A 25,946-nucleotide genomic window follows, 5' to 3' on the forward strand; every position below is an offset into this window, starting at 1 on the left:
CTATCAGCTAATTTAACGAAAGCAATTCAATTATCATCCAAAAAAGGAGCGACAAATAGATTGGCTTTCGTGTTGAACAAAACTATAGAGAAAGGGGTGCCAGAACAAACTGCTTTTTTCTATATGCCCATAGGCAAAAGCTATTTGACCTTAAAAGGTTGTTTCCCATTCAATAAGTCCCAAAAGAGCATAAAATCGCTGGCAAGGCTGTACGCAGGATATTGAAAGGTGGCAGGTTTGTTCTTTTCAAAGAAAAAATGACCTACCCATGCAAATCCATAACCTATAAAAGGGATGGCTACGATGAAACGCCAATCGTGAAAAAGAATACCAGTGATTAAAGATAGGATCAATAGGGCAGTACCTATAAAATGTAAGATACGACTTGTTAAATTCTGATGTTCTGTAAGGTAGAAAGGATAGAACTCTTTAAGAGAAGTAAATCTTTTGTCTTTCATTGCTGCTTTGGTCTTGGTTGTCTAAATTTAAGAAAAAACTGTGATTAAACATATAGACCTGATTCTGGTGTTGGTAATATTTGCTTAAGATAAAACCCAGATCATTGCTTCTTAATTATGCTCAGCTACATTTACTATCTTTATGTCAATACAAAAGTTAATAGATTATGGCTTATAACAATCAACTGGCTGATCGGGTAAGAGAACTATTGGTAGACCAAGAAGACGTAACCGAAAAGGAGATGTTTAGTGGGGTTTGCTTTATGGTCAACCAAAAGATGTGTATCTGCGTTTCTGGCAATGAACTATTGTGTAGGATTGGAGAAGAAAGGGTACAGTTGGAACTGGAAAATGGAAATTGCCGTAACATGATGAACAATGGTCGGTTAATGAAAGATTATGTCTATGTAGAGGAAGCAGGTTTTGACCATCCCAAAAAATTACAGGAGTGGGTGGCCCATTGCCTAGCATTTAATCCTTATGCCAAAACAGCTAAGAAAAAAGCTAAAAACAAATAATTTTACTTCAAGTAACAGATGGGCACAAGCATTGCATAAAGCACTGTTGTAAGGTTACAATATGCCATTGTTGGGTTATGATAGACGCTAGGAACTAAAATTTCCAGAATCCGCCAAAGTACAAGTGCATTGATGGCTACAACCAATGACAACAGTAAGAACAGTTCAAAATTTGTTTCTGGAAACCGACTAGATTGTGAAAGAAAGGCGGCCGTAAATAATATTGATATTGATACAAAGGTGAGGCTAAGGATCAGTTTTCTGGGACTATTGATGATCGGTTTAGTTTCTATTAACGGAGTTGTTGGTAATTGGGCAATTCTTTTGTTGAGTGCCTGCAATGCTTCCACATCTAGCTCTAATTGCTGGGCCAGTAAGTTAAGGTTGTATGCCCTGGGCAATACCTCGGCATTTTCAATACGTTGTACCGATCGTAGGTTAAGTTGTGTAAGGTCGGCAAGCTGTTGCTGCGAGTAGCCCTTTTTTAAGCGTGCATCCTTGATCAGTTTAGCAACATTGTCTTTTCGGGCATTATCCATTCTTTTGCAGTACGGCGTTGTTACGGCGTATGTAAATGTCGTAATCTTCCACAATTTAATGGGCATATTTTTACAGAAAAAACTTATGCTCGTTATTGTTATTGAATTGTTACTTTCTTGGTTATTGTTAAAATATACACTTGGTCAAAACCTCAGTGTATTGAACTGGTATCCTTATCCTAAACGCTTGCTTTTGATGCTGTTTGGCCTAGCTCTGCCATTGGTTTATTTATCTTGCCTTTATCTCGGTATCTCTTTATGGGTACAAAATCCCTATAAACTGAATCCAGATTATACGGCTGCCAATTTTTGCAAAAGCTCATTATTTGTATTAAAAGGAGTAGTTTTTGAAGAACTGATCTTTAGGGGTGCATTATTATATATCCTGATCAAAAAACTCAATGCCACTAAAGCGGTTATTTTATCTGCAATAGCTTTCGGTATCTTTCATTGGTTTTCTTACGGTATACTCGGACAGCCTATCCAAATGTTGGTAGTGCTGGTCTCTACCGGCACCATGGGTTATTTGTTTGCTTTTGCATTTGTAAAGACCCGATCTATATTACTGCCATTTGCATTGCACCTGGGTTATAATTTTACTTCAATGATCTTATTTTCCAATGAAAAGAATGTTGGTCTGCAACTTTTGATAAAAACCTATGAAAAAGATCCAGTTCAACCGGAAGGCATATTGCCAATGATCATGGTGGTGATTTATTATATAGGCTTTCCACTGCTCTGCTTTATCTGCCTTAAATTACTAAAGCCTATGGCTGCAGATCAATAGTTTTTTATGGAATAAAAAAAGCCGCTTCTCTTTTTAGAAAAGCGGCTTTTAAGCAGTGGGCCCACCTGGGCTCGAACCAGGGACCAAAAGATTATGAGTCTTCTACTCTAACCAACTGAGCTATAGGCCCCGAAAAACCGATTAGGTTTTGCGAGTGCAATGTTACATATTTGCAACGAATTTTGGAAACGGTTTTTATGGAAAAGATAAAAAATATTATTTTCGACTACGGTAACGTGATCTTTGAAATCAATTTTAAACGTACCCAAGCGGCTCTTTTACAATTAGGTATCACAGATGCCGAGCACTTTTTTGGACATAAAAAACACAATCCATTATTTGACGATTTTGAAGTAGGGGGTATTAGTCCGGCTCAATTTAGGGCAGGAATTAGAGCTGCAGCGCATAATCAAGACTTAACGGATGCGGCAATTGATGAGGCTTGGAACAGTTTGTTGATTGGTGTTTCTGCCCAAAACCATGATGTGCTTTTGGCCGTTAAAGATAAATACCGTACCTTTTTATTGAGCAACAACAACGAAATCCATTACGATTGGATCATTGGTTACTTGCAAAAAGAATTCGGACTGACCAATTACGATCAACACTTTGAAAAGGCCTATTTTTCGCAGCAGATGCGCCTGCGCAAGCCAAATACCAATATCTTTGAGCAGGTGATCAAAGAAAACGGGCTTAACCCTGCAGAAACACTGTTTATTGATGATAGTCCACAACACATTGAGGGGGCAAAAAAAGCTGGTCTGCATACTTTATTAATGGATGTACACCCAGAAAAACTAGCAGATTTTTTAAAACAGCACGAAATACTATAAGAGATAACCATCAAATAAATAGCCGAAAAGAAAACTTATAGCTATTTTGGTTTTGCACTATTAACTTCGGCTTTATATCTTACTAGCATCTTCTAGTAATATTAGCTTTATTTTGGAGTGGCTAGCAATTACACCTCAATCTGTTGCTGTGTTTTTATATTTAAATTTCGTTATTTTCCGTAATGAAGTGCGATTACCCCGCAAGTAAATGTTTTCGATTCTATCAATTTCAATCTAACCTGTTCAGTTATACCTTTGAATAAGGGGATTCCTTCTCCAAGTAGGATTGGATTCACAAATAGCCAAAACTCGTCAACTAGACCTTCGCCAAGCAGTGAATGGGATGCTGATGGACTTCCAAAGATTAAGATATCTTTGCCATCCTGTTCTTTTATTTGATTGATGTGTACTGCAAGTCTTTCACTGATGACTGTGGTATTGTCAAGTCCTTCTTTGCTCATTGTTCTGGATAGCACAACCTTTGGTACGTTTTTGTACCAAATTGAATGCTCCCTATCATGCTTTGAAGCATCTGGATGATCGCCTGCAGTAGGCCAATAACTCTGCATCATTTCATAGGTTACTCGTCCATAAAGGGCAGTATCAGCTTTAGCCGTCATGGTGGCAACAAAATCAAAGATCTCATCGTCTACCTTTACCCAGTTCAATTCTCCATTGGACCCCGCTACAAAACCATCGAGCGAGGTATGCATAAAAAAAATCAGGTTTCTCATTTTGTTATTTATCTTGATATAGTTCAAAATTAAATTACTTTTTTCATTAAAGTTAGGGTCATCTCGGACAAAAAAAGGGTATTTAAGTCTAAAATCATGTGATAAAGCATAACCAAACCAAGGCAATTGCTATATTTAGAGGATAATTAGCAGTTATCAACAAGTTTGCCGAATTTTTAACCGAATAGGCTAAACATAGTATCATTTTATGGAGAAGAACAAATTATCAGATTTAACTTTAGCAGAACTGTACGAAAAGAAAAAGAAAATGACTGGGGTAACCATTGGCTTAGGCATAGTAATGGTGGTTTCATGTTCAATTTTACTTTATCTTATTTTTAAGAATAAAAATTTCACATTGCTTGCTGTAGTTCCTGGATGTTTAATGACACTTTTACCTGGAGTAATCTACCTCAGTCAACTTAATACCGAAATCAAGTCCCGTCAACCCAAATAGTTCGTAAAATTCAGCCATACATGAAATCTATAGAAAAAGCGCAAAATTTACTTCCTTTGGGTTATCTTTTCTTGGTAGTATTGGGAATTTTGAAAGAAAGTGTATTCTTTCATCAGATTGGGATCAACATTTTAAAATATTCATCAATTATGGATATTTTGATGAGTCCCATCGCTACCTTAACTTCGAGCCCGATTATACTTACCTTTGTATTTTTATTGTTTGTCTTTCATTTTTGTTTGCCAAGTATCTTGTATCGATACAAACATAAAAAATGGATCATCAAAAGATTTGAATTGGACAAGATGAAAGGAGAACAATCTGAAGGCGTATTAAAAAGACTTTTTTTAAACGCAGCGATATCCATACTTTCGATCATGTTGTTGTCTTTCTTTTTAGGTTTTGGTATTGGTGGTGGGCAAATCATTGCCAAAAGGATCAAGGGCAACAAATTGAAATACAATTACAAACTCAATTACAATAGTGGAGAATCAGAAGATATTTATTTGATAGAATCAAATAGTGCTTATTATTTCTATGTGGCCAAGGGCAACCCCGCAGTTAAAATTGCTCCGGTTGGCGCCATTAAAAGTATCGAGTTGACAAAAAACAAGATGTTGGAGTAACTATTAAAAATATGAAACAGAAATTTGGAAAATGATTTGTATTGACCCAATAGGGCTTTTTTTAATTTCTGGAACTTTGGCAGTTTCGCAGTTTGCACAGTTGCCTGATCTGTTTAGGGGGCTTTTATTTGGAACTGGAATTGGATCAATGGTATTGCCTTTCCTTTATCGAAAAATTAAGCCAAGTGGTTACTAAGTAATTATAAGTGTAAGGAAACATATGTGGATCAAACAGATAAACAATTGTGATCAAAAAACTTCTAGAAGAAATTAGAGGCTGCAAAACTTGTGAACAATACCTTGAATTTGGGGTAAGACCAATTATTGCTGCGAGCTCAACTTGCAAAATTATGATCATTGGTCAGGCACCAGGTCGAATTGTGCATGCCACAGGTATTCCATGGAATGACAAAAGTGGTGATAATCTACGTAATTGGTTAGCCATAGATAAATCTACATTTTATAATGCCGACTTAATTGCTTTAATGCCTATGGGGTTTTGTTTTCCTGGAACAGGAAAAACAGGAGATTTACCTCCAAGACCTGAATGTGCACCATTATGGCATAAAAAATTATTGGCATCAATCCCAAACTTACAACTTATTCTACTTGTAGGACAGTATGCTCAAAATTATTATTTAGGTAACAAAGCGGCACATACGTTGACAGAGACTGTCCATCAATACAAGAAATATTTGCCAAGATACTTCCCATTACCTCATCCTTCTCCAAGAAACAATATTTGGCAAGCTAAAAATCAATGGTTTGGGTCGGATGTATTACCAGAACTCAAAATAAAGATTAAATCTATTCTGAACTGATCGTATTCACTCTACATGTAGCTGACAAATCAAGATCATACAACAAAGTTCGCTTTTACTAGGGAGTAAGATCAGCTAGTCTTCATTGAGTTGCTGATTGATCTTTTGTTGTAGCCTTGATTTAAAACCCTCATCGAGTTTGGTATTTGCATAATGATCTGCTGTTTTACTGAACATCTTATTGATAAAAATACTCTGTTGCTGAAATAACCTGCATACCGCACAACCAGCCAAATGAATTTTAAGTTCCATCTTTTCTCTGGAGGTTAAAGGACTAAGTTGTTTTTTCTCAATCAAGAAAGTAGCTTTCTGGCAGTTGTAGGCGATTTTTGTGATAGGGTTCATACGTTAAGGTTTAAATCCAATGTTTTTGTAGGCAGGCTCTCAAACTGAGTTTTGTACGGTGGATCATGACCCAAAAATTAGAGGGTGTTACTTTTAAAGTGGTACAAATCACCTCTGTTGACTCCTCATCCATATGTTTCATCGAAAAAACCGCGTACCAGAGCTCTGGTAGTTTTTTCATACAATGCTGTAATACCTTGTTAAATTCCTGCTGTTGCATAGGTTCTTCTTGCAGTGCGATAAATTCTTTTGGTCGATGTTCTTCTTTCCAATGGCCATCTTCACTATTGAAAAAATCTTGCTGAAAATTTTCCTGATTTGTGGCTTCAGTCTTCGTATTCAATCCATTTGATTTTTTGCGATAGAGGTCGATCATCTTATGTTTTAAGATAGCCGTTAACCAGGTTTTTTCTGAACTTTTTCCTTCAAAAGCATTGATTTTTTCCAACCCTGCCAAAAAAGTTTCTTGTACCAAGTCTTTTGCCTGTTCTTCGTCGTTTGTTCTGGTAATGGCATAATGGTACAAATAATCGGCATAATTGATAATCCATTGTCGAGGATTAGCGAGTTCGGTTATTGCTGGCTTAGGGTCTTGCATAAACTGATGACATACTTAAATATAAGGTAATAATATTTAGTCGATTAAAAATCCAGAACCTTACAAAGGTTTGATTAAAAATTTTTGGTGCAAAATATAAATCCTTAACTTACTTATAGGTTAAAAACCGTCGACTATACTCAACCTAGTTGCTTTACCTTCTTCTGATAAGACCAGTAGAATACAATAGGGTAGACAAAGAGATTGAACAGGGTGTTGGTGATGAACCCCCCGATCACTACAATGGCCAATGGTTTTGAAGCCTCAGAACCAATACCGGTTGATAAAGCAGCTGGCATCAGGCCAATGGCAGCCATCATGGCCGTCATGAGTACGGGCCTAAACCGTGTTGCGATCCCATCTCGCATGGCATCTGTAAAGGTCCAGCTCTGGTGGTGTTTCAGATCGGCGATGTTAGCCTTGAATTTGGTGATCAGGATCCACCCCATTTTGCACACATATACCAAAAAGTGCAATAAAACCAATGCCTGCCGAAATGTTGAAGTTTACACCCGTCGCCAATAAGGCCAGAATACCTCCGATCATGGCAAAAGGTACATTGTTCAATACCAATAAAGCATCTCTGATGTTGCCAAAAAGTACAAAGAGGATAAAGAAAATCAACAACAGACTGATAGGCACGGCCTGAGCCAAACGGGCAATGGCCCTTTGTTGGTTTTCGAAATCTCCAGCCCATTCCAATTGATAAGCTTTTGGCAATTTGATCGCGGCATTTACTTTTTGTTGGGCTTCGGCAATTACACTGCCCATATCTCTACCTCTGATCGAAAACTTGATGGCACCATAACGTTTATGTTTATCGCGATAGATCATACTAGGGCCGGTGATTTTTCTGATGGTAGAGATTTCTCCCAGTTGTACGTTTGAGCCCGAAAGGGTAGGGATACGCAACTTGCTAATGGAACTTTCGTCGTTCCTGAAATCTTCGGGATAACGGATGACCAGATCAAATTTTCTTTCGCCCTCATAGATCTGCGTAGCGGCCTTGCCACCAATGGCCATTTCAATTACGGCATTGGCATCAGCCGTGCTTACACCATACAGAGCCATTTTCTTTTGGTCTAAGTTGATCTGTAGTTCTGGTTGGCCCAGGTTTCTTAAAATGCCCAGATCTTCAATACCCTCAACTGTTTTTAGGATATTTTCGATTTTTTCTTCTTGTTTCTCGATGTATTCAAAATCTTCTCCAAACATTTTCACCACAATAGAGCCTTTTACGCCAGATACGGCTTCCTCCACATTATCTGAAATGGGTTGCGAAAAGTTAAGGCTGATGCCCGGAAAACTCTTTAGTTTTTCCTGCATCCTTTCAATCAGTTCTTCTTTGGTCTGTTTTCTTTTCCATTCTTTTTTTGGATAGATATCTACATGGAATTCTATATTGTAAAAGCCCGTAGCGTCTGTACCGTCGTTTGGTCGTCCGGTTTGCGACATTACCTGTTTTACCTCTTCAAAACTCAAAAAGATCTTCCTCATGTCGTTAGCCAATTTCTTGGTCTCATCTAGCGAGATGCTCAATGGACCAGTGGCCCTTACATAGATCGAGCCTTCGTCTAAAGTTGGCAAAAACTCGGTGCCCAAAAATTTAAAGCTAAAGGCACCCAATACCAAAATTACAATGGCCGTACCGAAAACGAGCTTTTTCTTTCTAAAACAGGCATCGTAGATCTTCAATGTCTTTTTCGTGATCCATTCTAGAAAGATGTTGTGCTTTTCTTTTACATCCTTCTTTAACAATACGCTGGCCATAGCGGGCACTAACGTAAAAGTTAAGATCAAAGCACCCAACAAGGCAAAACTTAAGGTCCATGCCAAGGGCGAGAACATTTTTCCCTCAACTTTCTCAAAAGTAAAAATAGGGAGCAGACCGGTAATGATGATTAGTTTGGCAAATAAAATGCCTTTACCATTTTCTAAACAAGCTTTTTTGATCAGACCCAACTTGCTCATCTTGTTGAAACGTGGCATTCCTGCTTTTTTGGCATGATGGTCTAGCGCTACGAATATGCCCTCTACCATCACCACGGCCCCATCTATAATGATCCAAAATCTATGGCCCCCATAGACAAGAGATTGGCTGGCATGCCCTTCAGTTTTAAACAGATGAAAGCAAACAAGAGGGCTAGTGGAATAATAATGGATACGATCAGGGTGGTACGCCAATCGGCCATGAAAAGGAAAACAATAAGCGTAACGAACAAGATTCCCTCCAACATGTTGCTCATTACAGTATGGACAGAATAATTGACCAGATCTTCGCGGTCGTAAAATGCTTTGATCTTTACATCTCCTGGTAAGAGGTTATTGTTGATGACGTTGATCTTTTCTTTCAGTTTGGCAATCACTTCGCTTGGATTTCCACCTTTGCGCATCACCACAATCCCTTCAACTACATCTGGATCTAAGTCTCTTCCAACCTGACCCAAGCGTGGGCGGGTAGATTCTGAAACATCGGCAATGGTCTTTACATAGATTGGTGTTCCATTTACGTTGTCTACGACAATATTCCTGATCTCATCAATGTTGTTCAGTACACCAATTCCCCTTACCACGTAAGCCTGTCCACTTTGAACGATCACATCGCCACCCACATTGATATTGCTTTTAGAAACGGCCTCAAACAATTCGGTTGCACTTACGCCATATTGGATCGCTTTTTCTGGATTAACGGTAATCTGATAGGTTTTAACTTCTCCACCAAAGCTTACTACATCAGCAATGCCAGAAACGGCTAACAATTCCCTTTGGATTACCCAATCTTGCAGGGTTTTTAATTCTCTAACCGATTTTTGATTGACTGGTTAGGGTATACCTGAAAATCTCTCCGGTTGGTCCGTAAGGTGGCTGTACCTCGGGCTGAACACCTTCTGGTAGGTCGGCTTCTGCCAAATGGTTGTTGACTTGGACCCTAGCGGCTGCATAATCTACATCATCTTCGAAAGTTACCTTCACAATAGAAAGACCAAATAAGGAAGAAGAACGGATGCTTGTTCTTTTCTCTGTTGGATTCATTGCAATTTCTAGCGGTCTGCTTACAAATTTTTCGACCTCTTCGGCACTACGCCCAGGCCATTGGGTAATAATGGTGATGTTGGTATTGGTTACATCAGGAAAGGCATCTATGGTGGTGTGCTTAAAGCTGAGATAGCCCGAAAGCACAAGGATAAAAGTGGTGAAAAAAACAAAATATTTGTTCTTTAGCGCAAAACCGATAACACTCTTAATGAATTTGTTCATTACGGTAAATTAGGAGGGATAAAAGAATAAGTTATTTTTTCAGGCTTTCGAATAAGAATACCTGTTTTGAAGAAATGACTTGATCGCCGGCACTTAGCCCCTTGCTGATGTAGGCCTTATCTGCTGTTTTGCGTCCAAGCTCAATCTCTTGGATACGGACCTTTCTGTTTAGATTCACCACCAGCACATAGTTTTTATTGTCGTCGAAAATAATGGCCCTTGCATTTACAACAGGTAGATTGATGCCTGTACTTGCCGCCACTTTTACGGTAGCCAACATGCCCGGCTTTAAGGTATAACCTGGATTACTGATGCTTACCCTTGCTTTCATTACCTTACTGTCTTGGTCAATTAAGCTATATAACTTATCGATTTTTCCTGTAAATATCTTTTCGGGGTAGGCCAGTACAGAGATGCTCACTTGATCACCTTCTTTCAGTTTAGCGATATCAGACTCGTAAACATTGATCATGGCCCAAACCGTAGAAAGACTCTGCAACGGTAAAAAGGCTTTTCTCAAAATCGCTACGGATCTGCATATTGCTATTCGCATTTTTTTCGATCACAAATCCATTAATGGGCGATTTGATAGCATATGCGCCAGTTTTGTTGCCTCCATTTAGCTTTAACACACTACTTGCTCTTTTCAGTTCAGCTTTTTTGATCTCGTAATCGTTTTTGGCCTCTTCCAGTTCTTTTGCAGAAGAAAGGCCATTTTCAAACAAGGCTTGGGCCTGTTTCAGATTGCGTTCTGCATTTTTCATTTCGGCGCTAGCAGTAATTTCTTCTTTGTCAAAGCCCGCCATTTCCGAACTGCTCATCGTAGCCAAAGTTTGTCCTTTACTTACTTGATCCCAACCTTAATGCCGATTTGTCTTAAAGTACCACTTACCATCGGGAAGATCTCGGCTTTACGCTCTTGGTCTTCTGTGATCTTGGCCGAAAAACTAAGGTCGGTTTTACTGTTGGCTTGTTGTACCGTATCAATCAGCAGGCGGTTGAGCAGAGAATCTGTGATTTCGAATTTTTGTGCCACCACTGGAGTTTTGTGTTCACTGCAACTCTCCATGATCAATAGGGCCAATAGAATAAAGTAGATACTGATTTTTTTTTGCTTGAACTGCATGCTGCTTATTTGAAAATGTTTGAACCTGTTACGTAATTAATTTCTTCTCTATTGCTCAGCCTTTCAAACCTCAATTGGTTAAGCTGTAGTGTGCTTTCTTTATAAGATTGATAGAAATCTAAAAACTCGATCAGACTGATGTTCCGGTCTTTGAAATTTTTATTTATACCTACCATCAATTGGTCAAAATTGGTACTGAATTGTGGGTCAATGCTTTTGTATTGCTGTTCGGACCTGAGGGCGGTTTGGTAACTGTTATATACCTCGTTGGCCAATAAAGCCTCTTGCATCTGGATCGTTGTGTTGGCTGCTTCAATGCCAATTTTAGCTTTTTTGATTTCGCCCTGATTGCGGTTGAACAAGGGAATAGGAACCCTAATACCGATACCGGTATATTTTTCTGGATAATTTCCTTTCAGGTCATAACTGAGCGAGAGTTCTACATCTGGTACGGCCATTGCCTTTTGCAGTTTTAAATTGGCTTCATTATATTGTAAGCTGGTTTTGGCCAATTGATAATCGGACCTATTGGTTTTGGCAGAATCGAGCAGGGTGGTATATGGAGTTTTTTGTACTTCGTTTCCTGAGCCCTTAGCTGGGTTAAGCACTAGATGTAGCGGAACATTAGCCTCAATGCCACACATCAATTTAATGTCCTTGTAATTGTCTTCCAACTCATTTAACAAACTGTTGAGTTCTGTTTTAAGGTTGATCAATAAAGACTGGATCCTGATCACATCTTTTGAGGCAACATTGCCCATTTTTAGTTGTTGTTGGTAAACGTTTAGCAATTGTTGGCTAGAAGTGATTTCTTGATCATACACCTTTATAGATTGGCCATTGTAATAAGCTCTGTAAAATGTGTTCCTTAATTGAAAACGGAGGTTCCTCAACAGTTCCGCATATTCTTGTGCCGCAACTTTTACACCTGTTTGTGCCAAGACTATGTTTTTTTTGCGCTTGCCTGCCAGTTTGATCAACTGAGAAATTTGTGCACTGTATTGTCCTGTAGCAAAAGAAGTTTCGAAAAACTTCTTGGTTTCGTGATTGTAAAAAAGGTTTTCGTAACTCAGTTCTGGATTGTCGAACAGTTTGGCGGTGATCATCTCTGCCTGTGCCTGCCCAATCTGGTAGTTTGCCGCCAACAGTTGATAGTTTCGGGTTAAAAATAAGCGCTCTGCTTGGCTAAGGTCTAATTTCAGGCTATCGGTCTGGGCAATTGCGGCTACATGGAACAATAGCATGAAAGCGAACAATAAACGGATTGTCTTCATTCGGCAAAGCTATTGCCAGCAAATTAAAGCCGAATTAAAGCGAAATTAAAATGGGATTAAAGTTTAGGGAACGACAAGATAAAGCTACTTCCTTGTCCAATTGTCGACTCGACTTCGATATTACCTTTAAATAGTGAAATGATCTTGGATGCCATATATAGGCCCATTCCTTCTCCATGATGTCCACTTTGTGCAGAGCGACTGTAATAGGGTTTAAACATTTCCACTAGGTCATCAGCTGCGATGCCAATACCATGGTCTTTGATTTGTAATGTGAGCTGTTGGGGCGTGGCTTGCAGTATACATTCAATGGCTTGGTTATTTGAGAATTTGAATGCATTCGAAATGATGTTGTTCAACGCAATATGGAGCAATACGGCATTTGCCAATAAGATAGGTTCATCACTCAGTGCTCCAAAAGTCAATTGAATGGTAAGGTCGTTCTGTTTTTTCCATTCTTCTTTAAGGTCGATCAGTACCTCATCTAAACGGATGGGCGAAAGATGCGAACTGGCCAATTCCAGATCTACTTTAGCCAGTGTAAGCAAGCCAGTAATGATGTGGTCCATCCTTGAAATATCCTCGAGCATGGATTTCAATACTTTCTGATAATCAGTAACTTGACGTTCTTTAGATAAAGCCAATTCTGCGGTCATCATCACTCGGGTAATGGGGGTCCTCAGCTCGTGAGAGGCATTGGAAACAAATGTTTTTTGTAGGATAAAAGCTTGTTCCAATTCTTCCATCAACTGGTTGAAATTCTTCGCCAATTGATTGATTCTCGTCTTTCGTATCCGTTTCCTTTACCCTAAACTCCATGTTGGAAGAACCTACTTTTTTAACCTCTTCCATAAAGAAGTGTAAAGGTTGAAGAATTTTTTTGGCAAGCCATCTACCTGAAAATAAGATGAGGATAGAAATGATGACAAAGGTTGCCAACATGATCTTGAACAGTTTTTTCAAACGGTAATGGGAGCTTTGGTCGGTAGCTGAAGCCAGGATCACAAAATCGCCTTGGTTGTCTTTGTAAAAGATACCTACCACCTGATGTTCGCCATCTTTAAACTGGATTTTGCGTTCTTTGCGCACTTTATCAATTACCTCTGCTGTCCAATACTGGGCCCGATCCCCGATAAAGGTTGCCTTGTTTTTTGAATCGTAGATCCGGATCACCTCATCACTCAGCTTAACAAGATATTGGCTCCTCACTTTGTTCAGTGCATCTCTTGATATCTCATCCGCTTCCAAGTACAATTTGGCAGTTACCATGGTACGGTCGGTAAGTCGGGCATAGAAATCGGCCTCTAAAAACTTAAGGAAGATTACATACACACTGCACAACACAAACAGTAGCATACCTGTGCTGATCAATGTAAAATTCAATGCCAACCTATCCTTTATCTTCATCTATTTTAAGATATAGCCCATGTTGATCTTGGTATGGATCAACTTGCGTTCAAAGCCTTTTTCAATCTTTTTTCTCAAAAAGTTAACGTATACATCAATTACATTCGTACCTGTATCAAAATTGATATCCCATGCCTGTTCTGCAATAAACTGACGGGAAAGTAGACGGTTGGGGTTGCGCAAAAAGAGTTCTAAAAGCACATATTCTTTCGCACTGAGGTTGATGGGTACATTCGCCCTTTTTACCTCTTTGCTGTAGGTATCCATGCAAAGGTCTTCATAACAGAGTAGGTGAAGGTTTTCTTTAGTATTTTGTGGTTGATGCCTTCTTAACAATGCACTTATCCTAGCCAATAACTCTTTTAAATGAAAGGGTTTAACCAGATAATCGTCTGCTCCGGCTTCCAATCCTGTTACTTTATCATCAACTGTACCTAGGGCAGTTAATATCAATATCGGGATGTTTGGATTGCTTACCCTGATCTTTTGGCAAAGCTGATGACCATTGATACCCGGCATCATCACGTCTAAGATCAATAGATCGAATTTTTCTTGTTCAAATACCTGCAAAGCGGCTTCACCAGAGGCAATCGCAACAGCAGTATAGCCATTTTCTTCTAAGGCAGACTTTAAAAGCGCAGCAATTTTGATGTCATCTTCAGCTATTCCAATTCTAAGCATAAAGCAAATGTAGCGATCTACGTTTAATTAAATAACGTGAATTTGGCTTAGGACGCTTTTTTTGAAACTATCTCAAGCCTAAGGACCCCTCAACGTTCCATTCAAATCGGCCTTGGCCTGTTCGGAATGTAGTAGTAGGCCTAAGCACTTCCTTTAACAGAACAGGGCGCAGCCGTGGATTTTTATTTATAAGTTCTTATAATTTTAAAGGTATAAATGAGCTTCGCTATCGCTACGGTTTTGCATACTTTTTTCATCTATAGGAAACCTGAGCTTGCGAAAGCATGAATACCGATGAAAACATAAACCTCTCTGAATAAAAGTTTGTCCGCGAAGCGATTGAACCATTAAATAGCAGCAGAGAATATTGGTTTTAAGGTCAGCCAATGGTTGCACTTCTAAAACTCTTTTCTTATTCCGAGCTCTTTTTAAAGAAATGATTTTATCGATATACAGCAATAGCTTCAAAACCTTAAATTATCCTTTGAATTTTAAATGCGACGAGGATTTTGAAATCTTTATACCTAATATTGTCACATAATTTCAACTCATGAACTCAACCATACTCATCATTGACGATGAAAGTAAGATCCGCAGTTTATTGGCCAGGATCATAGAACTAGAAGGTTTTATTGTTTTGCAAGCACAAAATGCCAAAGAAGGACTAAAGATGGTCAGTGGGCATGATGTGGTTGTAGTGATTAGCGATGTGAAATTACCAGATGCAAATGGAGTAGAGTTGGTTAAACAGCTCAAGGCCATTAAACCTTATATCGAAATCATCAACCTTACGGCATACGGAACAATAGCCGATGGAGTATTGGCCATTAAAAATGGTGCTTTTGACTACTTGACCAAAGGCGACGACAACGACAAGATCGATTCCATTGGTGTACAAGGCCATTGCCAAGGCCGAACTGCAATTAAGGGTGTATGAGCTTGAAAGCAAGATTGTGGGCAGATACAGTTTCAAGAATATCTTGGGAAATTCAAAAGCGATCAAAGAGGCCATCACCTTGGCAGAGAAAGTGGCGGTTACCGATACCACTGTATTGTTATTGGGCGAAACCGGTACCGGAAAAGAGGTATTTGCACAGGCCATCCATTACGAAAGCCCACGGAGCTTAAAACCTTTTGTAGCTTTAAATTGCAGTGGATTTAGTCCTGAGTTATTAGAAAGCGAATTGTTTGGATATAAGGCCGGAGCTTTTACTGGTGCCAACAAAGATAAAAAAGGATTGTTGGAAGAAGCTAACGGCGGTACCTTGTTTTTAGATGAGATAGGAGAAATGAACCTAGATCTACAGGCTAAATTACTAAGGGTATTAGAAAATCAATCGTTTATTAAAATCGGGGCAACCGTTACCAGTCAGGTCAATGTACGAATCATTGCTGCCACCAACCGTAACCTAAAAGAGCAGGCAGATGCCGGACATTTTAGGTTAGATCTTTATTATCGTTTATCTGTATTTATTATTCCCTTACCTGCCTTGCGAGAGCGCAAAGCCGATATTACCTTGTTGGCTGATTTTTACCTCAGTGAATTTGCCAAAAAGGTAAATCGACCAAAACTGAAAATGGACGAAAAACTGCTCACTGCCCTTACCAAACACAACTGGAAGGGAAATGTAAGGGAACTGAAAAACGTAATGGAAAGGTTGGTGATCTTGGCCGATGGCAATACCTTGAATACTGCCCAACTGCCGAACGAGTTCTTTATCGATTCGCCACAAAGCGATGCACTTGATCTGCAGACCATAGAAAAACAACACATCCAAAAAGTTTTGCTGCACACCAAGGGCAACAAGACCGAAACCGCTCGTTTATTGAATATCGGGTTAACTACCTTGTACCGAAAAATTGAAGAATACCATCTTCAGGAAGACTAGATGAATACTTTTTATAAAAGGTTTCAGCAGTAGTACAAAAAAGAATGAAATATATTTCGCTTTAAACAACATTTTCATTTCGATAAAAACCCTTCCATTTTGGAAGGGTTTTTTTATGTCTTCAATTTTGTAAAATAGCATAAGTTGCTGTTTGCTAGTTTATTATGTGTTTTTTATTCTGGCTGGTATAGCTATTGGTATAGGCGTTGAAAATTAAAGAACATGATCACGATTATCTTATTGCTCACCCTACTTGTCTTTTGTTGGATAATGTATAAATCCATTGACTGGTTCGAAAACATCTAGACTTATGCTAACACTATTTATCATCGCAGTAGCTGTATTCCTTTACATGGTTTACGTACTCATCAAACCAGAAAAATTTTAATTAGAGATTGAGGGGTTGGGTATAAAGACCTTATTCCATTTGCATCTCGATTATTTACCATTTAGAAAAAGAAAATGAACACAGAATTTCTCGGCATTATCGCCACTATCCTGCTCACACTTGTCATCGCCATTCCGCTAGGTAAATATCTGGCCAAGGTTTTTGGCGGGGAAAAAGTATGGACAGACTTTTTAAACCCACTAGAGAAAGGAATCTATAAACTTTCTGGGATCAACCCTAAAGAACAGATGAACTGGAAACAACATTTAAAGGTGTTGTTATTGATCAATTCTGTATGGTTGGTTTATGGTTTTGTTGTATTGATCTATCAGGATAAACTACCATTAAATCCAGATGGTAATCCTGGCATGACTCCAGACCTTGCCTTTAATACCATCATCAGCTTTGTTGCCAATTGCAACCTGCAACATTACTCTGGCGAAAGTGGTGTAAGCTATCTTACCCAACAATATGTATTGATGTTCTTACAATTTGTAAGTGCCGCAACAGGTATTGCTGCTGCAGTAGTATTATTCAAAGCCTTTAGAGATAAAACGAGCGAAACGCTAGGTAACTTTTGGGAGTATTTTGTAAAATCGATTACCCGTTTGTTGTTGCCAATCGCTATTGTCATCGCCTTGATCTTAACATTTAATGGTACACCTTCAAGTTACGAATCAAAAGACCAGTTTATTTCGATGCAGGGCGATACGGTTAATGTATCTCGCGGTCCGGCGGCACAGTTTATTGCCATCAAACACTTAGGTACAAATGGAGGTGGTTATTTTGGTGCCAACTCGGCCCATCCATTCGAAAATCCAAATTATGTAACCAACATGGTAGAAATGATGGCACAGACCATTATTCCAATTGCGATGGTGATCTGTTTCGGTTATTTTATCCGTCGTAGAAGATTAGGATGGATGATTTTTGGCGTAATGACCATTGGGATGTTATTGTTGATGATTCCGACCTTAAGCTCAGAACTTGGTGGAAATCCAGAAATCGCAAAAATGGGTATCACCCAAAATACTGGGGCTATGGAGGGGAAAGAAGTACGGATTGGTCCAGCAGCTACGGCCTATTGGAGTACTTTAACCACGGTTATTTCTACAGGTTCTGTAAATGGAATGCACGATAGTACCATGCCTTTAACGGGTTTATGGCAATTGTTGGCCATGATGATCAATGGCTTTTATGGAGGTTGTGGTGTGGGCATATTGAATTATTTCATCTACCTCATCATTGCAGTTTTCATATCTGGTTTGATGGTAGGACGAACCCCCGAATTTTTGGGACATAAAGTCGAAGCTCGAGAAATCAAGATTGCGGCAATCATTACTTTGCTTAGTCCATTTTTGATTTTGGCAGGTACAGCTTTATCGGCACACCTCTTTACCAATTATGGCGATGCCGCATGGACAGTGCAGCCAAAAAATTGGTTGAACAACCCAGGTTTTCATGGTTTTTCGGAGATGTTGTACGAAATGACATCATCAAATGCCAACAATGGTTCTGGTTTTGAAGGATTAGGTGATAACAACACATTTTGGAACCTATCCACCGGGATTGTCATATTTCTTGGTCGTTTCTTACCCATTATTGGTCCCGTGGCCATTGCTGGGCTGTTGGGCAGAAAGAAATTCATCCCCGAATCTGCTGGTACCTTAAAAATAGATACGTTGACTTTCAGCTTGATGACTTTTGCCATCATTATCGTACTCAATGCACTTTCTTATTTCCCAGCACTAACATTAGGCCCATTGGCAGAATATTTTACGATGCTTAAATAGGTCAACAATTAACAAAATAAAAAATGAAAACTTCAAATAAATTATTCGAGCCTGCCTTAGTTCAAACAGCGCTTAAACAATCATTTATAAAACTAGAGTCCAAGACTGATGGTTCGAAATCCTGTAATGTTTACAGTAGAGATTGGCACATTGGTAATGGTTTATGTTACCATATATTCAATCAATCATACAGACGAAGGATCTCCAATATATAATTTTTTCATCTTCTTGATCTTATTGCTTACGGTATTGTTCGCCAATTTTGCCGAAGCCATTGCCGAAGCAAGAGGTAAGGCCCAAGCAGATAGTTTACGTAAAACACGTGAAGAAACACCTGCAAAAGTAGTATTGGCCAACGGAAGTTACGAAATCCGTTCTTCCAACCTATTGAGAAAGGGAGACGTATTTATCTGCGAAACAGGAGATATCATCCCTACTGATGGCGAGATCATAGAAGGAATCGCAACAATAGACGAATCTGCCATTACTGGCGAATCTGCACCAGTAATTAGAGAATCTGGAGGCGATAAATCATCCGTTACTGGCGGTACAAAAGTATTGTCCGATGAAATCAAGGTGAGGGTAAGCACCGAGCCAGGCGAAAGTTTTTTAGATAAGATGATTGCTTTGGTAGAAGGTGCATCACGCCAAAAAACACCCAATGAAATTGCGCTGACCATCTTATTGGCAAGCTTTACATTGGTATTTATCATGGTGTGTGTAACCTTAAAACCATTTGCCGATTATGCCAACACGCCCATTACCATTGCAGCACTCATCTCTTTGTTTGTTTGTTTAATTCCTACCACCATTGGTGGTTTACTTTCTGCCATCGGTATTGCCGGAATGGATAGGGCGTTAAGGGCAAATGTAATTACCAAATCGGGTAAAGCGGTTGAAACTGCTGGTGACATAGATGTATTGCTGTTGGATAAAACAGGAACGATCACTATTGGTAACCGTAAGGCGACTAACTTTTATCCCACTGCAGGTGTAACTGTAAAAGACTTTATCGAGGCCTGTGTATTGAGTTCCTTAGCAGACGAAACACCAGAAGGGAAATCAATCATAGAATTGGCCAAAGAAGACCATTCGGTTCTCATCGCAACAGCGCCAGCAGGAGCGGAGTTTATCAAGTTTACTGCCGAAACCCGTTCTAGTGGCATCAATACACCAGACGGTAGAAGAATTAGAAAAGGCGCTTTTGATTCCATCCGAAACATGGTACAGACTGCTGGTCATGTTTTTCCTTCAGATATTGAAGAAAAGGTTAAACACATTGCCTCTAATGGCGGAACACCGTTGGTGGTTGCAGAAAATGAAAAAGCTTTAGGCGTAATTGAGCTGCAGGACATCATCAAACCTGGCATTAGCGAACGTTTTGAACGCTTACGCAAAATGGGTGTTAAAACGGTAATGGTTACCGGAGATAATCCATTAACGGCTAAATATATCGCTGAAAAAGCTGGGGTAGACGATTTTATCGCCGAAGCCAAACCTGAAGATAAAATGAACTACATCAAAGATGAGCAGGCACTAGGCAAATTGGTAGCCATGATGGGCGATGGAACAAATGATGCACCAGCGCTTGCCCAAGCCGATGTGGGTGTGGCCATGAACAGTGGAACCCAAGCTGCAAAAGAAGCAGGTAACATGGTAGATCTAGACAATGATCCCACCAAACTGATTGAGATCGTAGAAATAGGGAAACAATTGCTGATCACCAGAGGTACCTTAACCACTTTCTCTATTGCCAATGATGTGGCCAAGTATTTTGCCATTGTACCAGCTTTGTTTATCGCTTCAATCCCAGCCCTGCAAAGTTTAAATGTAATGGGCTTGCATAGCCCAGAAAGTGCCATTCTATCTGCTGTGATATTCAATGCGATCATCATCCCCATCCTTATTCCATTGGCCTTAAAAGGCGTAGCCTATAAACCAATTGGAGCGACGGCTTTATTGCGCAGAAACCTATTTATTTATGGAATTGGCGGTGTTGTAGCCCCATTTATAGGAATTAAACTGATTGATCTATTGGTCGGGATCTGTATATAAATATGCTGTCACTTTGGGCTTGTCGAAAGTAATGTTATAGCTCCTTCGACAGGCTCAGGAAGACCACAACTTAGAATAACAAAACTGAATTATTGTAATCATAAAATAAAAATCATGAAAAAGTATATCATACAATCCATCCGTTTAACACTGGTTTTGATCGTGTTGTTATGTGTTGTCTATCCAATGGGTATTGCACTTGCAGGGAAATTGAGCAAAGGAAACGGAGGTGGAGAAAAAATCACCAAAAATGGTAAAGTTGTCGGTTATACCGCATTAGGCCAATCATTTACCAAACCAGAATATTTCTGGGGCCGTCCTTCGGCTGTTGGTTACAATGCGGCTGGTTCTGCAGGTTCAAACAAAGGGCCTTCTAATGCCGACTATTTAAAAGAAGTTGCTGCTCGGATCGACACTTTGTTGAAATACAATCCTAGCATTAAAAGAGCAGATATCCCAGCAGATATGGTTACGGCATCAGGCAGTGGCCTAGACCCAAACATTTCTGAACAAGGTGCCATCATCCAGATCAAAAGGATAGCTGCCTATCGTAACATGGACGAAAGAAAAATTGCTGAATTGGTCGTGAAAAACACGGATGGACCATTGCTGGGCTTATTTGGCCCATCGACTGTAAATGTGTTGAAATTGAATTTAGCCTTAGACGAGCTGAAATAAATTATTGATGAACGCCTCTTCACTAGAAATACTTTAAAAGAATAAAAATCAAATGAAAAAAATAATAGCAATGGCTGTTGCAGCCTTATTTACAACCGAATATTTACAAGCACAAGAAAGTCCAAAAATTAAAGTTTCTGGTTATTTAGAGACTTATTATGGCTACGATTTTAATCAGCCAGCCAATAACAATAGACCTGGATTTATCTACTCACACAACAGACACAATGAAGTAAACCTAAATCTAGGCTTTATCAAAGCCAATTACGACAATGATAAAGTAAGAGCCAATATCGCTTTGATGGCAGGTACTTACACCAATGCCAATCTGGCCGCAGAACCTGGCGTGCTCAAAAACATTTTTGAAGCCAATGCGGGTATCAGACTAAGCGAAAAAGAAAACTTATGGTTAGATGCTGGTATTTTTTCCTCGCACATTGGTTTTGAAAGTGCCATTTCTAAAGATTGTTGGGTATTGACCAGAAATATATCGTCAGAAAATACACCATATTATGAGTCTGGTGCAAAGCTAAGTTATAGCACCACAGATGGTAAGTTAACCGCAGTATTGTTGTACCTAAATGGTTGGCAGACGACTCAGCCGTCAAGATGGCAACAGCAAACCTGCAGGGGGAGTACAGCTCAGCTATAAACCAAATGGAAAACTTACCTTTAACTATAGCAATTATATCGGTACAGAGGGTTTAAATGCAGTACGTGTAAATAGGATTTACCAGAACTTTTATGCCATTGCACAGTTGACAGCACAATTTGGACTAACCGCTGGGTTTGATTATGGTACACAACAGAAAGTAAAAGGAGAATCGGCCAAAAATGAGATCATCTCTCCAGTGTTGATTGCCCAATACAAGTTTGATCCTAAATGGGCCATTGCAGGGAGGTTTGAATATTATAAAGATAAAAACGGAATGTTGATTACCACAGGCACAACAAATGGCTTTCAAACCAAAGGTTATTCGCTAAATTTAGACTATGCTCCATTTAACAATGCGGTAGTTCGGTTAGAAGGCAAGTTATACGACAGTAAGGACAAGATCTTTACGCGTAACACCGATATGGTAAATAATAATGCAACAATTACGGCAAGTATAGCAGTAGCTTTTTAGAGGTGGTAAATAGGATACTCATTAGGCATTCAGTCTTGATACTTAATACGCTTTAAAATGGAAGAAGAAAATAAGGTTCGGGAGTTTTTGGATCTGGTTAAAAAGAACCGAAGAGGGAAACTAAAGATCTATATTGGGATGAGTGCAGGGGTGGGCAAAACCTTTCGCATGTTACAAGAAACCCATGCCTTATTGCGCAATGGAGTTGATATCCGTATTGGTTACATCGAAACACACCAGCGTAAAGAAACCCACGACCTGTTGGCAGGCCTGCCTATTATTCCACGTAAGAAAATCTTTTATCGCGCCAAAGAAATTGAAGAAATGGATGTGCAGGGAATTTTAAATGCACATCCAGAAATTGTAGTGGTTGATGAACTGGCGCACACCAATGCAGAAGGCAGTAAAAATGCAAAACGTTGGCAAGATGTTTATGATATTTTAGATGCAGGAATTAGTGTAATTTCGGCCGTTAACATTCAGCATTTAGAAAGCATCAACCAAGAGATAGAACAGATCACTGGGATTTCGGTTACAGAACGAATACCAGATAAAATTCTGGAAACAGCAGATGAAATCGTAAATATTGATTTAACGGCCGATGAGCTACTGACCAGGTTAAAGGAAGGGAAGATTTATCAGGCCAACAAGATCGAACAGGCCTTAAACAATTTTTTCAAGTCTGAAAAGATCTTGCAGTTAAGAGAGTTGGCCTTAAAGGAAGTAGCCCATCAGGTTGAGCGTAAGGTAAATATAGAAGTACCCAAACAGATCAAGTTGAGGCAGGAACGTTTCATGGCCTGTATTTCTTCCAATCAGGAAACAGCAAAAGTGGTGATCAGAAAAACGGCTAGACTGGCTTCTTATTACCATTCGCCATGGATTGTTTTGTATGTACAAAGTAATAAAGAAAATGCCAGCCGTATTAAATTAGACAAACAGCGATATTTACTCAACAACCTGAAGTTGGCAGCAGAGCTGGGCGCCGAGATCATCAGGATAAAAAGTGATGAGATCACCAAAACCATTATCAATATGGCCGATGAAAAAGAGATGACCACCATTTGCATAGGTAAACCACACTTTAACCTGTTCCAATTGATCTTAAGTACCAGCGTATTTAATGGATTGTTAAAAGCAATGGCAAAAAAAGATACGGACTTGGTCATCTTGTCCTAAAAATATAAAACGATGAAAATTAAAACAAAACTCCGCTTAGGCTTCGGCTTTTTATTCTTGATCGTGATCAGTTTTGGAGGGATTTCCCTTTACCAGATCAATGAGATTTCCATGCATTCGAAGGTCGATCTTAAAGGATAATTATAAATCGTTGGTTTATGTAAGCGAGATGCGTGCGGCACTTGATCGTGAGCATGGTAACCTTAATCAGGCCAATCGCAAAATGTTTGATCAGGTACTCAAATTGGAAGAGCAGAATGTAACTGAAAAAGGCGAAAAAGAAGCCGTAGTAGCTTTAAGAAATGCTTTTCAAAACCTGATGGCTACCAATGGAAGCACCCAGCAAAATGAACAGATACTATCCCAGGATCCGATTGCAGCTTACCAACATCGATGAACTGAACATGGACGCCATTGTGAAGAAAAATGACAATGCCCAACGAGCAACAGAAAAGGCAACATTATATCTGGGAATCACCGCATCGATCACCTTTCTTATCTTGTTTAGTTTCATCGTCAATTTTCCTGGTTTTATCGCCAATCCTTTGCGCGAGCTATTGAAAGGTATTGGCGAGATCAGTCGTAAAAATTATAAACAACGCTTGGAAGTTAAAGGAAGTGATGAATTTAGCGAACTGGCCTTGGCATTTAACAAAATGGCGGTAGAGCTTAAAAATTGGGACAATTCCAATATCGCATTATTGAAATCTGAGAAACAGCGCATCGAAACCATTATCGAACACATGCAGGATGCCATCATTGGACTAAATGAGAAACAAGAAGTCTTGTTTTTAAACAAGGTAGCCAAACAGTTATTAGACCTCAATTCGGTACAGGCCATTGGAAAAAGTGCTGCTGAACTTAGTCAGAAAAATGAATTGCTGAGAAGGGTCTTGGCAGAAAATCCTGGCGACGAACCTTTAAAGATCTATGCCAATGAGAAAGAATCCTATTTTTTATTAGAGAACAGGGAAATCACCATCCCAAACTTTGAAGAACCGAATGAGGATACGGTAATTTCTACCGGAAAATCTGCAGGTAAAGTCTATATCCTGAAAAACATTACCAAATTTAAAGAACTGGACGAGGCCAAGACCAATTTCATCGCTACGGTTTCGCATGAACTGAAAACACCTTTATCGTCTATTAAAATGAGCTTAAAGTTGTTGAACGACGAAAGGGTAGGGACAATGAACGAAGAACAGACCCAATTGGTTACCCATATCAAAGAAGATAGCGAACGGCTATTGAAGATCACGAGTGAGCTATTGGATCTGGCACAAGTAGAAACAGGCAACCTGCAACTCAATGTGGTGCAGACAAATCCACAACAGATCGTAGGCCTAGCATTGGATGTAGTGAATTTTCAGGCCCAACAGTTAGAGATCCAGTTGGAGTTGATCAGTAAAAACAATTTGCCGAACATTCATGCAGATGTACAAAAAACGGCTTGGGTTTTGGTCAATTTCTTGTCCAATGCGCTAAGATATAGCCCATCAAAATCAAAAATTATTATTCAGGTGATTGAACAAGGGCAATTTATAGAATTTTCTGTGAAGGATTTTGGGAAAGGCATTGAAGAAAAACACCAGAAGAGATTGTTTGACCGCTATTATCAGGTGCCAACAGATGGACAGAACAAATCTGGTTCAGGATTAGGACTGGCTATTTCTAAAGATTTTATAGAAGCAGAAAATGGAAAGATCTGGGTAGAAAGCGCCATTGGTTCAGGAAGTAGGTTTTGTTTCTCACTTCCCAAAGCATAAAGGTTTAGTAATGTATAATGCTATTGAATAAATGAACCAATAAACTAATGAACCAATGACCAATGAACTAAAAGATAAAAAGGCCTAAATCATATCAAATGATCAGGCCCTTAACTCTAGATTATAACTGTATTTAAACTGATGTGTTTTCTTTTGGGGTAGCCGATTTTTTAACAGTTTTTTTTACAAGGACTTTCCCCTCTACTTTGACTGTTTTTTCTGCTGTTGGTTTAATCTCTTCAATTTTCTGATCTGCAACAGCTTTCGCTACAATTTTAAACTCTTTTGATAGCTTTTTAGCCAATAAGGTCGCTTCTTTTTCAATCACCTTATCCATTTTTTTAGAAGTCTGACCAAACTTTCCAACAATCTTTTTCAAATCTTCAACGATGTTGTTCTTTATTTCCTGCTTAGCTACCTTCTTTGATTCTTTAACGAGTGCCTTTTGTTTATTCTTTTTCATGAAAATTTTTGATTTGTACAAAGCTATGTTGTTCATAGGTTAATTTCATATTATCATTATGTTAACAAGTGCTTTAGCGCTTAACATTGACTTTTTTGAGGCTGTTTTTTGCCGAAATTTTATCTATGTCACACACTTGCTTCTCA

General features: G+C 39.1%; 28 protein-coding genes, 1 tRNA gene and 3 pseudogenes. 17 read left to right on the forward strand and 15 right to left on the reverse strand.

All coding sequences use genetic code 11. The features are described 5' to 3' along the window. Positions 1-140 precede the first annotated feature (140 nt). Complete coding sequence (locus ACFJIZ_RS04730; protein ID WP_379091155.1) at positions 141-458, reverse strand: Mpo1-like protein; 318 nt, start codon at positions 456-458, stop codon at positions 141-143. A 167-nt stretch (positions 459-625) separates the two neighbouring features. Between ACFJIZ_RS04730 and ACFJIZ_RS04735 the strand changes: the two genes are divergently transcribed. Further along, positions 626-976: a TfoX/Sxy family protein gene (locus ACFJIZ_RS04735; RefSeq protein WP_379091157.1), complete on the forward strand. Its 351-nt coding sequence runs from the start codon at positions 626-628 to the stop codon at positions 974-976. 2 nt (positions 977-978) lie between these two features. On the opposite strand, the gene ACFJIZ_RS04740 is transcribed toward ACFJIZ_RS04735, so the two are convergent. Then, a complete protein-coding gene (locus tag ACFJIZ_RS04740) occupies positions 979-1,581 on the reverse strand; it encodes a helix-turn-helix domain-containing protein (RefSeq protein ID WP_379091159.1) in 603 nt (200 codons plus the stop codon). Between the two features lie 19 nt (positions 1,582-1,600). On the opposite strand from ACFJIZ_RS04740, the gene ACFJIZ_RS04745 reads away from it, so the two are divergent. Then, positions 1,601-2,302, forward strand: a complete 702-nt coding sequence (locus tag ACFJIZ_RS04745; RefSeq protein WP_379091161.1) for a CPBP family intramembrane glutamic endopeptidase — start codon at positions 1,601-1,603, stop codon at positions 2,300-2,302. A 56-nt stretch (positions 2,303-2,358) separates the two neighbouring features. Here ACFJIZ_RS04745 and ACFJIZ_RS04750 read toward each other — a convergent pair. Then, positions 2,359-2,432 (reverse strand) — tRNA-Ile (locus tag ACFJIZ_RS04750). A 67-nt stretch (positions 2,433-2,499) separates the two neighbouring features. Here ACFJIZ_RS04750 and ACFJIZ_RS04755 point away from each other — a divergent pair. Then, a complete protein-coding gene (locus tag ACFJIZ_RS04755; protein ID WP_379091163.1) occupies positions 2,500-3,135 on the forward strand; it encodes an HAD family hydrolase in 636 nt (211 codons plus the stop codon). Between the two features lie 170 nt (positions 3,136-3,305). Here ACFJIZ_RS04755 and ACFJIZ_RS04760 read toward each other — a convergent pair whose 3' ends face one another. Further along, entirely contained in the window at positions 3,306-3,869 is a 564-nt protein-coding gene (locus ACFJIZ_RS04760) for a dihydrofolate reductase family protein (protein WP_379091165.1), read from the reverse strand. Between the two features lie 208 nt (positions 3,870-4,077). Here ACFJIZ_RS04760 and ACFJIZ_RS04765 point away from each other — a divergent pair, with 208 nt between their 5' ends. The 3 genes from ACFJIZ_RS04765 (at position 4,078) to ACFJIZ_RS04775 (ending at position 5,773) form a co-directional block, all read left to right on the forward strand. Continuing rightward, positions 4,078-4,326 (forward strand): hypothetical protein, encoded by a 249-nt coding sequence (locus ACFJIZ_RS04765; RefSeq protein ID WP_379091167.1) that lies wholly within the window; start codon positions 4,078-4,080, stop codon positions 4,324-4,326. Positions 4,327-4,346: 20 nt separating this feature from the next. Beyond that, positions 4,347-4,952 (forward strand): hypothetical protein, encoded by a 606-nt coding sequence (locus ACFJIZ_RS04770; RefSeq protein WP_379091169.1) that lies wholly within the window; start codon positions 4,347-4,349, stop codon positions 4,950-4,952. A gap of 245 nt (positions 4,953-5,197) precedes the next feature. Then, on the forward strand, positions 5,198-5,773 hold the full coding sequence (locus tag ACFJIZ_RS04775; RefSeq protein ID WP_379091171.1) for a uracil-DNA glycosylase family protein: 576 nt from the start codon (positions 5,198-5,200) through the stop codon (positions 5,771-5,773). Positions 5,774-5,848: 75 nt separating this feature from the next. Here the strand turns inward: ACFJIZ_RS04775 and ACFJIZ_RS04780 are convergent, their stop codons facing one another. The 10 genes and pseudogenes from ACFJIZ_RS04780 to ACFJIZ_RS04825 form a co-directional block, all read right to left on the reverse strand. Then, positions 5,849-6,118, reverse strand: a complete 270-nt coding sequence (locus tag ACFJIZ_RS04780; protein WP_379091173.1) for a hypothetical protein — start codon at positions 6,116-6,118, stop codon at positions 5,849-5,851. A 10-nt stretch (positions 6,119-6,128) separates the two neighbouring features. Beyond that, positions 6,129-6,716 carry a sigma-70 family RNA polymerase sigma factor gene (locus ACFJIZ_RS04785; RefSeq protein ID WP_379091175.1) on the reverse strand — a complete coding sequence of 196 codons (588 nt, stop codon included), beginning with the start codon at positions 6,714-6,716 and terminating at the stop codon, positions 6,129-6,131. 140 nt (positions 6,717-6,856) lie between these two features. Further along, a pseudogene (locus tag ACFJIZ_RS04790) lies at positions 6,857-9,974 on the reverse strand (efflux RND transporter permease subunit). Positions 9,975-10,005: 31 nt separating this feature from the next. Further along, positions 10,006-10,473 carry an efflux RND transporter periplasmic adaptor subunit gene (locus ACFJIZ_RS04795; RefSeq protein ID WP_379091177.1) on the reverse strand — a complete coding sequence of 156 codons (468 nt, stop codon included), beginning with the start codon at positions 10,471-10,473 and terminating at the stop codon, positions 10,006-10,008. Further along, positions 10,424-10,795, reverse strand: coding sequence for a hypothetical protein (locus ACFJIZ_RS04800; protein ID WP_379091179.1), 372 nt, complete (start codon positions 10,793-10,795; stop codon positions 10,424-10,426). The genes ACFJIZ_RS04795 and ACFJIZ_RS04800 overlap by 50 nt, the downstream gene beginning before the upstream one ends. Before the next feature lie 23 nt (positions 10,796-10,818). After that, on the reverse strand, positions 10,819-11,100 hold the full coding sequence (locus ACFJIZ_RS04805; RefSeq protein WP_379091181.1) for a hypothetical protein: 282 nt from the start codon (positions 11,098-11,100) through the stop codon (positions 10,819-10,821). A 5-nt stretch (positions 11,101-11,105) separates the two neighbouring features. Next, positions 11,106-12,374, reverse strand: a complete 1,269-nt coding sequence (locus ACFJIZ_RS04810) for a TolC family protein (RefSeq protein ID WP_379091183.1) — start codon at positions 12,372-12,374, stop codon at positions 11,106-11,108. 56 nt (positions 12,375-12,430) lie between these two features. Then, positions 12,431-13,030, reverse strand: coding sequence for a sensor histidine kinase (locus ACFJIZ_RS04815; RefSeq protein ID WP_379091185.1), 600 nt, complete (start codon positions 13,028-13,030; stop codon positions 12,431-12,433). Further along, the gene (locus ACFJIZ_RS04820; protein WP_379091187.1) at positions 13,005-13,781 is read right to left on the reverse strand and encodes a hypothetical protein; all 777 of its coding nucleotides are present in this window, start codon (positions 13,779-13,781) and stop codon (positions 13,005-13,007) included. The genes ACFJIZ_RS04815 and ACFJIZ_RS04820 overlap by 26 nt, the downstream gene beginning before the upstream one ends. Next, entirely contained in the window at positions 13,782-14,462 is a 681-nt protein-coding gene (locus tag ACFJIZ_RS04825; RefSeq protein WP_379091189.1) for a response regulator transcription factor, read from the reverse strand. Positions 14,463-15,012: 550 nt separating this feature from the next. On the opposite strand from ACFJIZ_RS04825, the pseudogene ACFJIZ_RS04830 reads away from it, so the two are divergent. The 11 genes and pseudogenes from ACFJIZ_RS04830 to ACFJIZ_RS04880 all read left to right on the forward strand — a co-directional run bounded on the left by ACFJIZ_RS04830 (position 15,013) and on the right by ACFJIZ_RS04880 (position 25,337). Next, positions 15,013-16,351, forward strand: a pseudogene (locus tag ACFJIZ_RS04830) (sigma-54-dependent transcriptional regulator). Between the two features lie 310 nt (positions 16,352-16,661). Further along, positions 16,662-16,739, forward strand: a complete 78-nt coding sequence (locus ACFJIZ_RS04835) for a potassium-transporting ATPase subunit F (protein WP_152969700.1) — start codon at positions 16,662-16,664, stop codon at positions 16,737-16,739. Positions 16,740-16,813: 74 nt separating this feature from the next. Then, positions 16,814-18,532 carry a potassium-transporting ATPase subunit KdpA gene (gene kdpA, locus ACFJIZ_RS04840; protein ID WP_379091191.1) on the forward strand — a complete coding sequence of 573 codons (1,719 nt, stop codon included), beginning with the start codon at positions 16,814-16,816 and terminating at the stop codon, positions 18,530-18,532. Between the two features lie 23 nt (positions 18,533-18,555). After that, positions 18,556-20,587, forward strand: a pseudogene (gene kdpB / locus ACFJIZ_RS04845) (potassium-transporting ATPase subunit KdpB). Positions 20,588-20,701: 114 nt separating this feature from the next. Continuing rightward, the gene (locus ACFJIZ_RS04850; protein ID WP_379091193.1) at positions 20,702-21,265 is read left to right on the forward strand and encodes a K(+)-transporting ATPase subunit C; all 564 of its coding nucleotides are present in this window, start codon (positions 20,702-20,704) and stop codon (positions 21,263-21,265) included. 52 nt (positions 21,266-21,317) lie between these two features. Further along, positions 21,318-21,917, forward strand: a complete 600-nt coding sequence (locus ACFJIZ_RS04855; protein WP_379091195.1) for an outer membrane beta-barrel protein — start codon at positions 21,318-21,320, stop codon at positions 21,915-21,917. Next, positions 21,847-22,392, forward strand: a complete 546-nt coding sequence (locus ACFJIZ_RS04860) for an outer membrane beta-barrel protein (protein ID WP_379091197.1) — start codon at positions 21,847-21,849, stop codon at positions 22,390-22,392. The genes ACFJIZ_RS04855 and ACFJIZ_RS04860 overlap by 71 nt, the downstream gene beginning before the upstream one ends. Before the next feature lie 57 nt (positions 22,393-22,449). Further along, positions 22,450-23,571, forward strand: coding sequence for a sensor protein KdpD (locus tag ACFJIZ_RS04865; protein ID WP_379091199.1), 1,122 nt, complete (start codon positions 22,450-22,452; stop codon positions 23,569-23,571). A 12-nt stretch (positions 23,572-23,583) separates the two neighbouring features. Beyond that, entirely contained in the window at positions 23,584-23,712 is a 129-nt protein-coding gene (locus ACFJIZ_RS04870) for a hypothetical protein (RefSeq protein WP_379091201.1), read from the forward strand. Positions 23,713-23,722: 10 nt separating this feature from the next. Beyond that, positions 23,723-23,968: a hypothetical protein gene (locus ACFJIZ_RS04875; RefSeq protein WP_379091203.1), complete on the forward strand. Its 246-nt coding sequence runs from the start codon at positions 23,723-23,725 to the stop codon at positions 23,966-23,968. Beyond that, positions 23,919-25,337 (forward strand): ATP-binding protein, encoded by a 1,419-nt coding sequence (locus ACFJIZ_RS04880; RefSeq protein ID WP_379091205.1) that lies wholly within the window; start codon positions 23,919-23,921, stop codon positions 25,335-25,337. Before ACFJIZ_RS04875 ends, ACFJIZ_RS04880 begins: the two co-directional genes overlap by 50 nt. Positions 25,338-25,470: 133 nt before the next feature. Here ACFJIZ_RS04880 and ACFJIZ_RS04885 read toward each other — a convergent pair whose 3' ends face one another. Continuing rightward, positions 25,471-25,800, reverse strand: a complete 330-nt coding sequence (locus ACFJIZ_RS04885) for a hypothetical protein (protein WP_379091207.1) — start codon at positions 25,798-25,800, stop codon at positions 25,471-25,473. Positions 25,801-25,946 lie beyond the last annotated feature (146 nt).

Source organism: Pedobacter sp. UC225_65, from assembly GCF_042698365.1.
GTDB lineage: Bacteria > Bacteroidota > Bacteroidia > Sphingobacteriales > Sphingobacteriaceae > Pedobacter.

Bases quoted from the DNA above. Each gene is read 5' to 3' on its own strand.
- ACFJIZ_RS04810 (WP_379091183.1), bottom strand. From the start codon at position 12,374: ATGAAGACAATCCGTTTATTGTTCGCTTTCATGCTATTGTTCCATGTA.
- ACFJIZ_RS04785 (WP_379091175.1), bottom strand. From the start codon at position 6,716: ATGCAAGACCCTAAGCCAGCAATAACCGAACTCGCTAATCCTCGACAA.
- ACFJIZ_RS04865 (WP_379091199.1), top strand. From the start codon at position 22,450: ATGGAAGAAGAAAATAAGGTTCGGGAGTTTTTGGATCTGGTTAAAAAG.
- ACFJIZ_RS04735 (WP_379091157.1), top strand. From the start codon at position 626: ATGGCTTATAACAATCAACTGGCTGATCGGGTAAGAGAACTATTGGTA.
- ACFJIZ_RS04760 (WP_379091165.1), bottom strand. From the start codon at position 3,869: ATGAGAAACCTGATTTTTTTTATGCATACCTCGCTCGATGGTTTTGTA.
- ACFJIZ_RS04805 (WP_379091181.1), bottom strand. From the start codon at position 11,100: ATGCAGTTCAAGCAAAAAAAAATCAGTATCTACTTTATTCTATTGGCC.
- ACFJIZ_RS04850 (WP_379091193.1), top strand. From the start codon at position 20,702: ATGAAAAAGTATATCATACAATCCATCCGTTTAACACTGGTTTTGATC.
- ACFJIZ_RS04870 (WP_379091201.1), top strand. From the start codon at position 23,584: ATGAAAATTAAAACAAAACTCCGCTTAGGCTTCGGCTTTTTATTCTTG.
- ACFJIZ_RS04860 (WP_379091197.1), top strand. From the start codon at position 21,847: ATGGTTGGCAGACGACTCAGCCGTCAAGATGGCAACAGCAAACCTGCA.
- ACFJIZ_RS04825 (WP_379091189.1), bottom strand. From the start codon at position 14,462: ATGCTTAGAATTGGAATAGCTGAAGATGACATCAAAATTGCTGCGCTT.
- ACFJIZ_RS04885 (WP_379091207.1), bottom strand. From the start codon at position 25,800: ATGAAAAAGAATAAACAAAAGGCACTCGTTAAAGAATCAAAGAAGGTA.
- ACFJIZ_RS04770 (WP_379091169.1), top strand. From the start codon at position 4,347: ATGAAATCTATAGAAAAAGCGCAAAATTTACTTCCTTTGGGTTATCTT.
- ACFJIZ_RS04730 (WP_379091155.1), bottom strand. From the start codon at position 458: ATGAAAGACAAAAGATTTACTTCTCTTAAAGAGTTCTATCCTTTCTAC.
- kdpA (WP_379091191.1), top strand. From the start codon at position 16,814: ATGAACACAGAATTTCTCGGCATTATCGCCACTATCCTGCTCACACTT.
- ACFJIZ_RS04835 (WP_152969700.1), top strand. From the start codon at position 16,662: ATGCTAACACTATTTATCATCGCAGTAGCTGTATTCCTTTACATGGTT.
- ACFJIZ_RS04855 (WP_379091195.1), top strand. From the start codon at position 21,318: ATGAAAAAAATAATAGCAATGGCTGTTGCAGCCTTATTTACAACCGAA.
- ACFJIZ_RS04740 (WP_379091159.1), bottom strand. From the start codon at position 1,581: ATGCCCATTAAATTGTGGAAGATTACGACATTTACATACGCCGTAACA.
- ACFJIZ_RS04755 (WP_379091163.1), top strand. From the start codon at position 2,500: ATGGAAAAGATAAAAAATATTATTTTCGACTACGGTAACGTGATCTTT.
- ACFJIZ_RS04800 (WP_379091179.1), bottom strand. From the start codon at position 10,795: ATGAGCAGTTCGGAAATGGCGGGCTTTGACAAAGAAGAAATTACTGCT.
- ACFJIZ_RS04820 (WP_379091187.1), bottom strand. From the start codon at position 13,781: ATGAAGATAAAGGATAGGTTGGCATTGAATTTTACATTGATCAGCACA.
- ACFJIZ_RS04880 (WP_379091205.1), top strand. From the start codon at position 23,919: ATGAACAGATACTATCCCAGGATCCGATTGCAGCTTACCAACATCGAT.
- ACFJIZ_RS04780 (WP_379091173.1), bottom strand. From the start codon at position 6,118: ATGAACCCTATCACAAAAATCGCCTACAACTGCCAGAAAGCTACTTTC.
- ACFJIZ_RS04765 (WP_379091167.1), top strand. From the start codon at position 4,078: ATGGAGAAGAACAAATTATCAGATTTAACTTTAGCAGAACTGTACGAA.
- ACFJIZ_RS04815 (WP_379091185.1), bottom strand. From the start codon at position 13,030: ATGACCGCAGAATTGGCTTTATCTAAAGAACGTCAAGTTACTGATTAT.
- ACFJIZ_RS04745 (WP_379091161.1), top strand. From the start codon at position 1,601: ATGCTCGTTATTGTTATTGAATTGTTACTTTCTTGGTTATTGTTAAAA.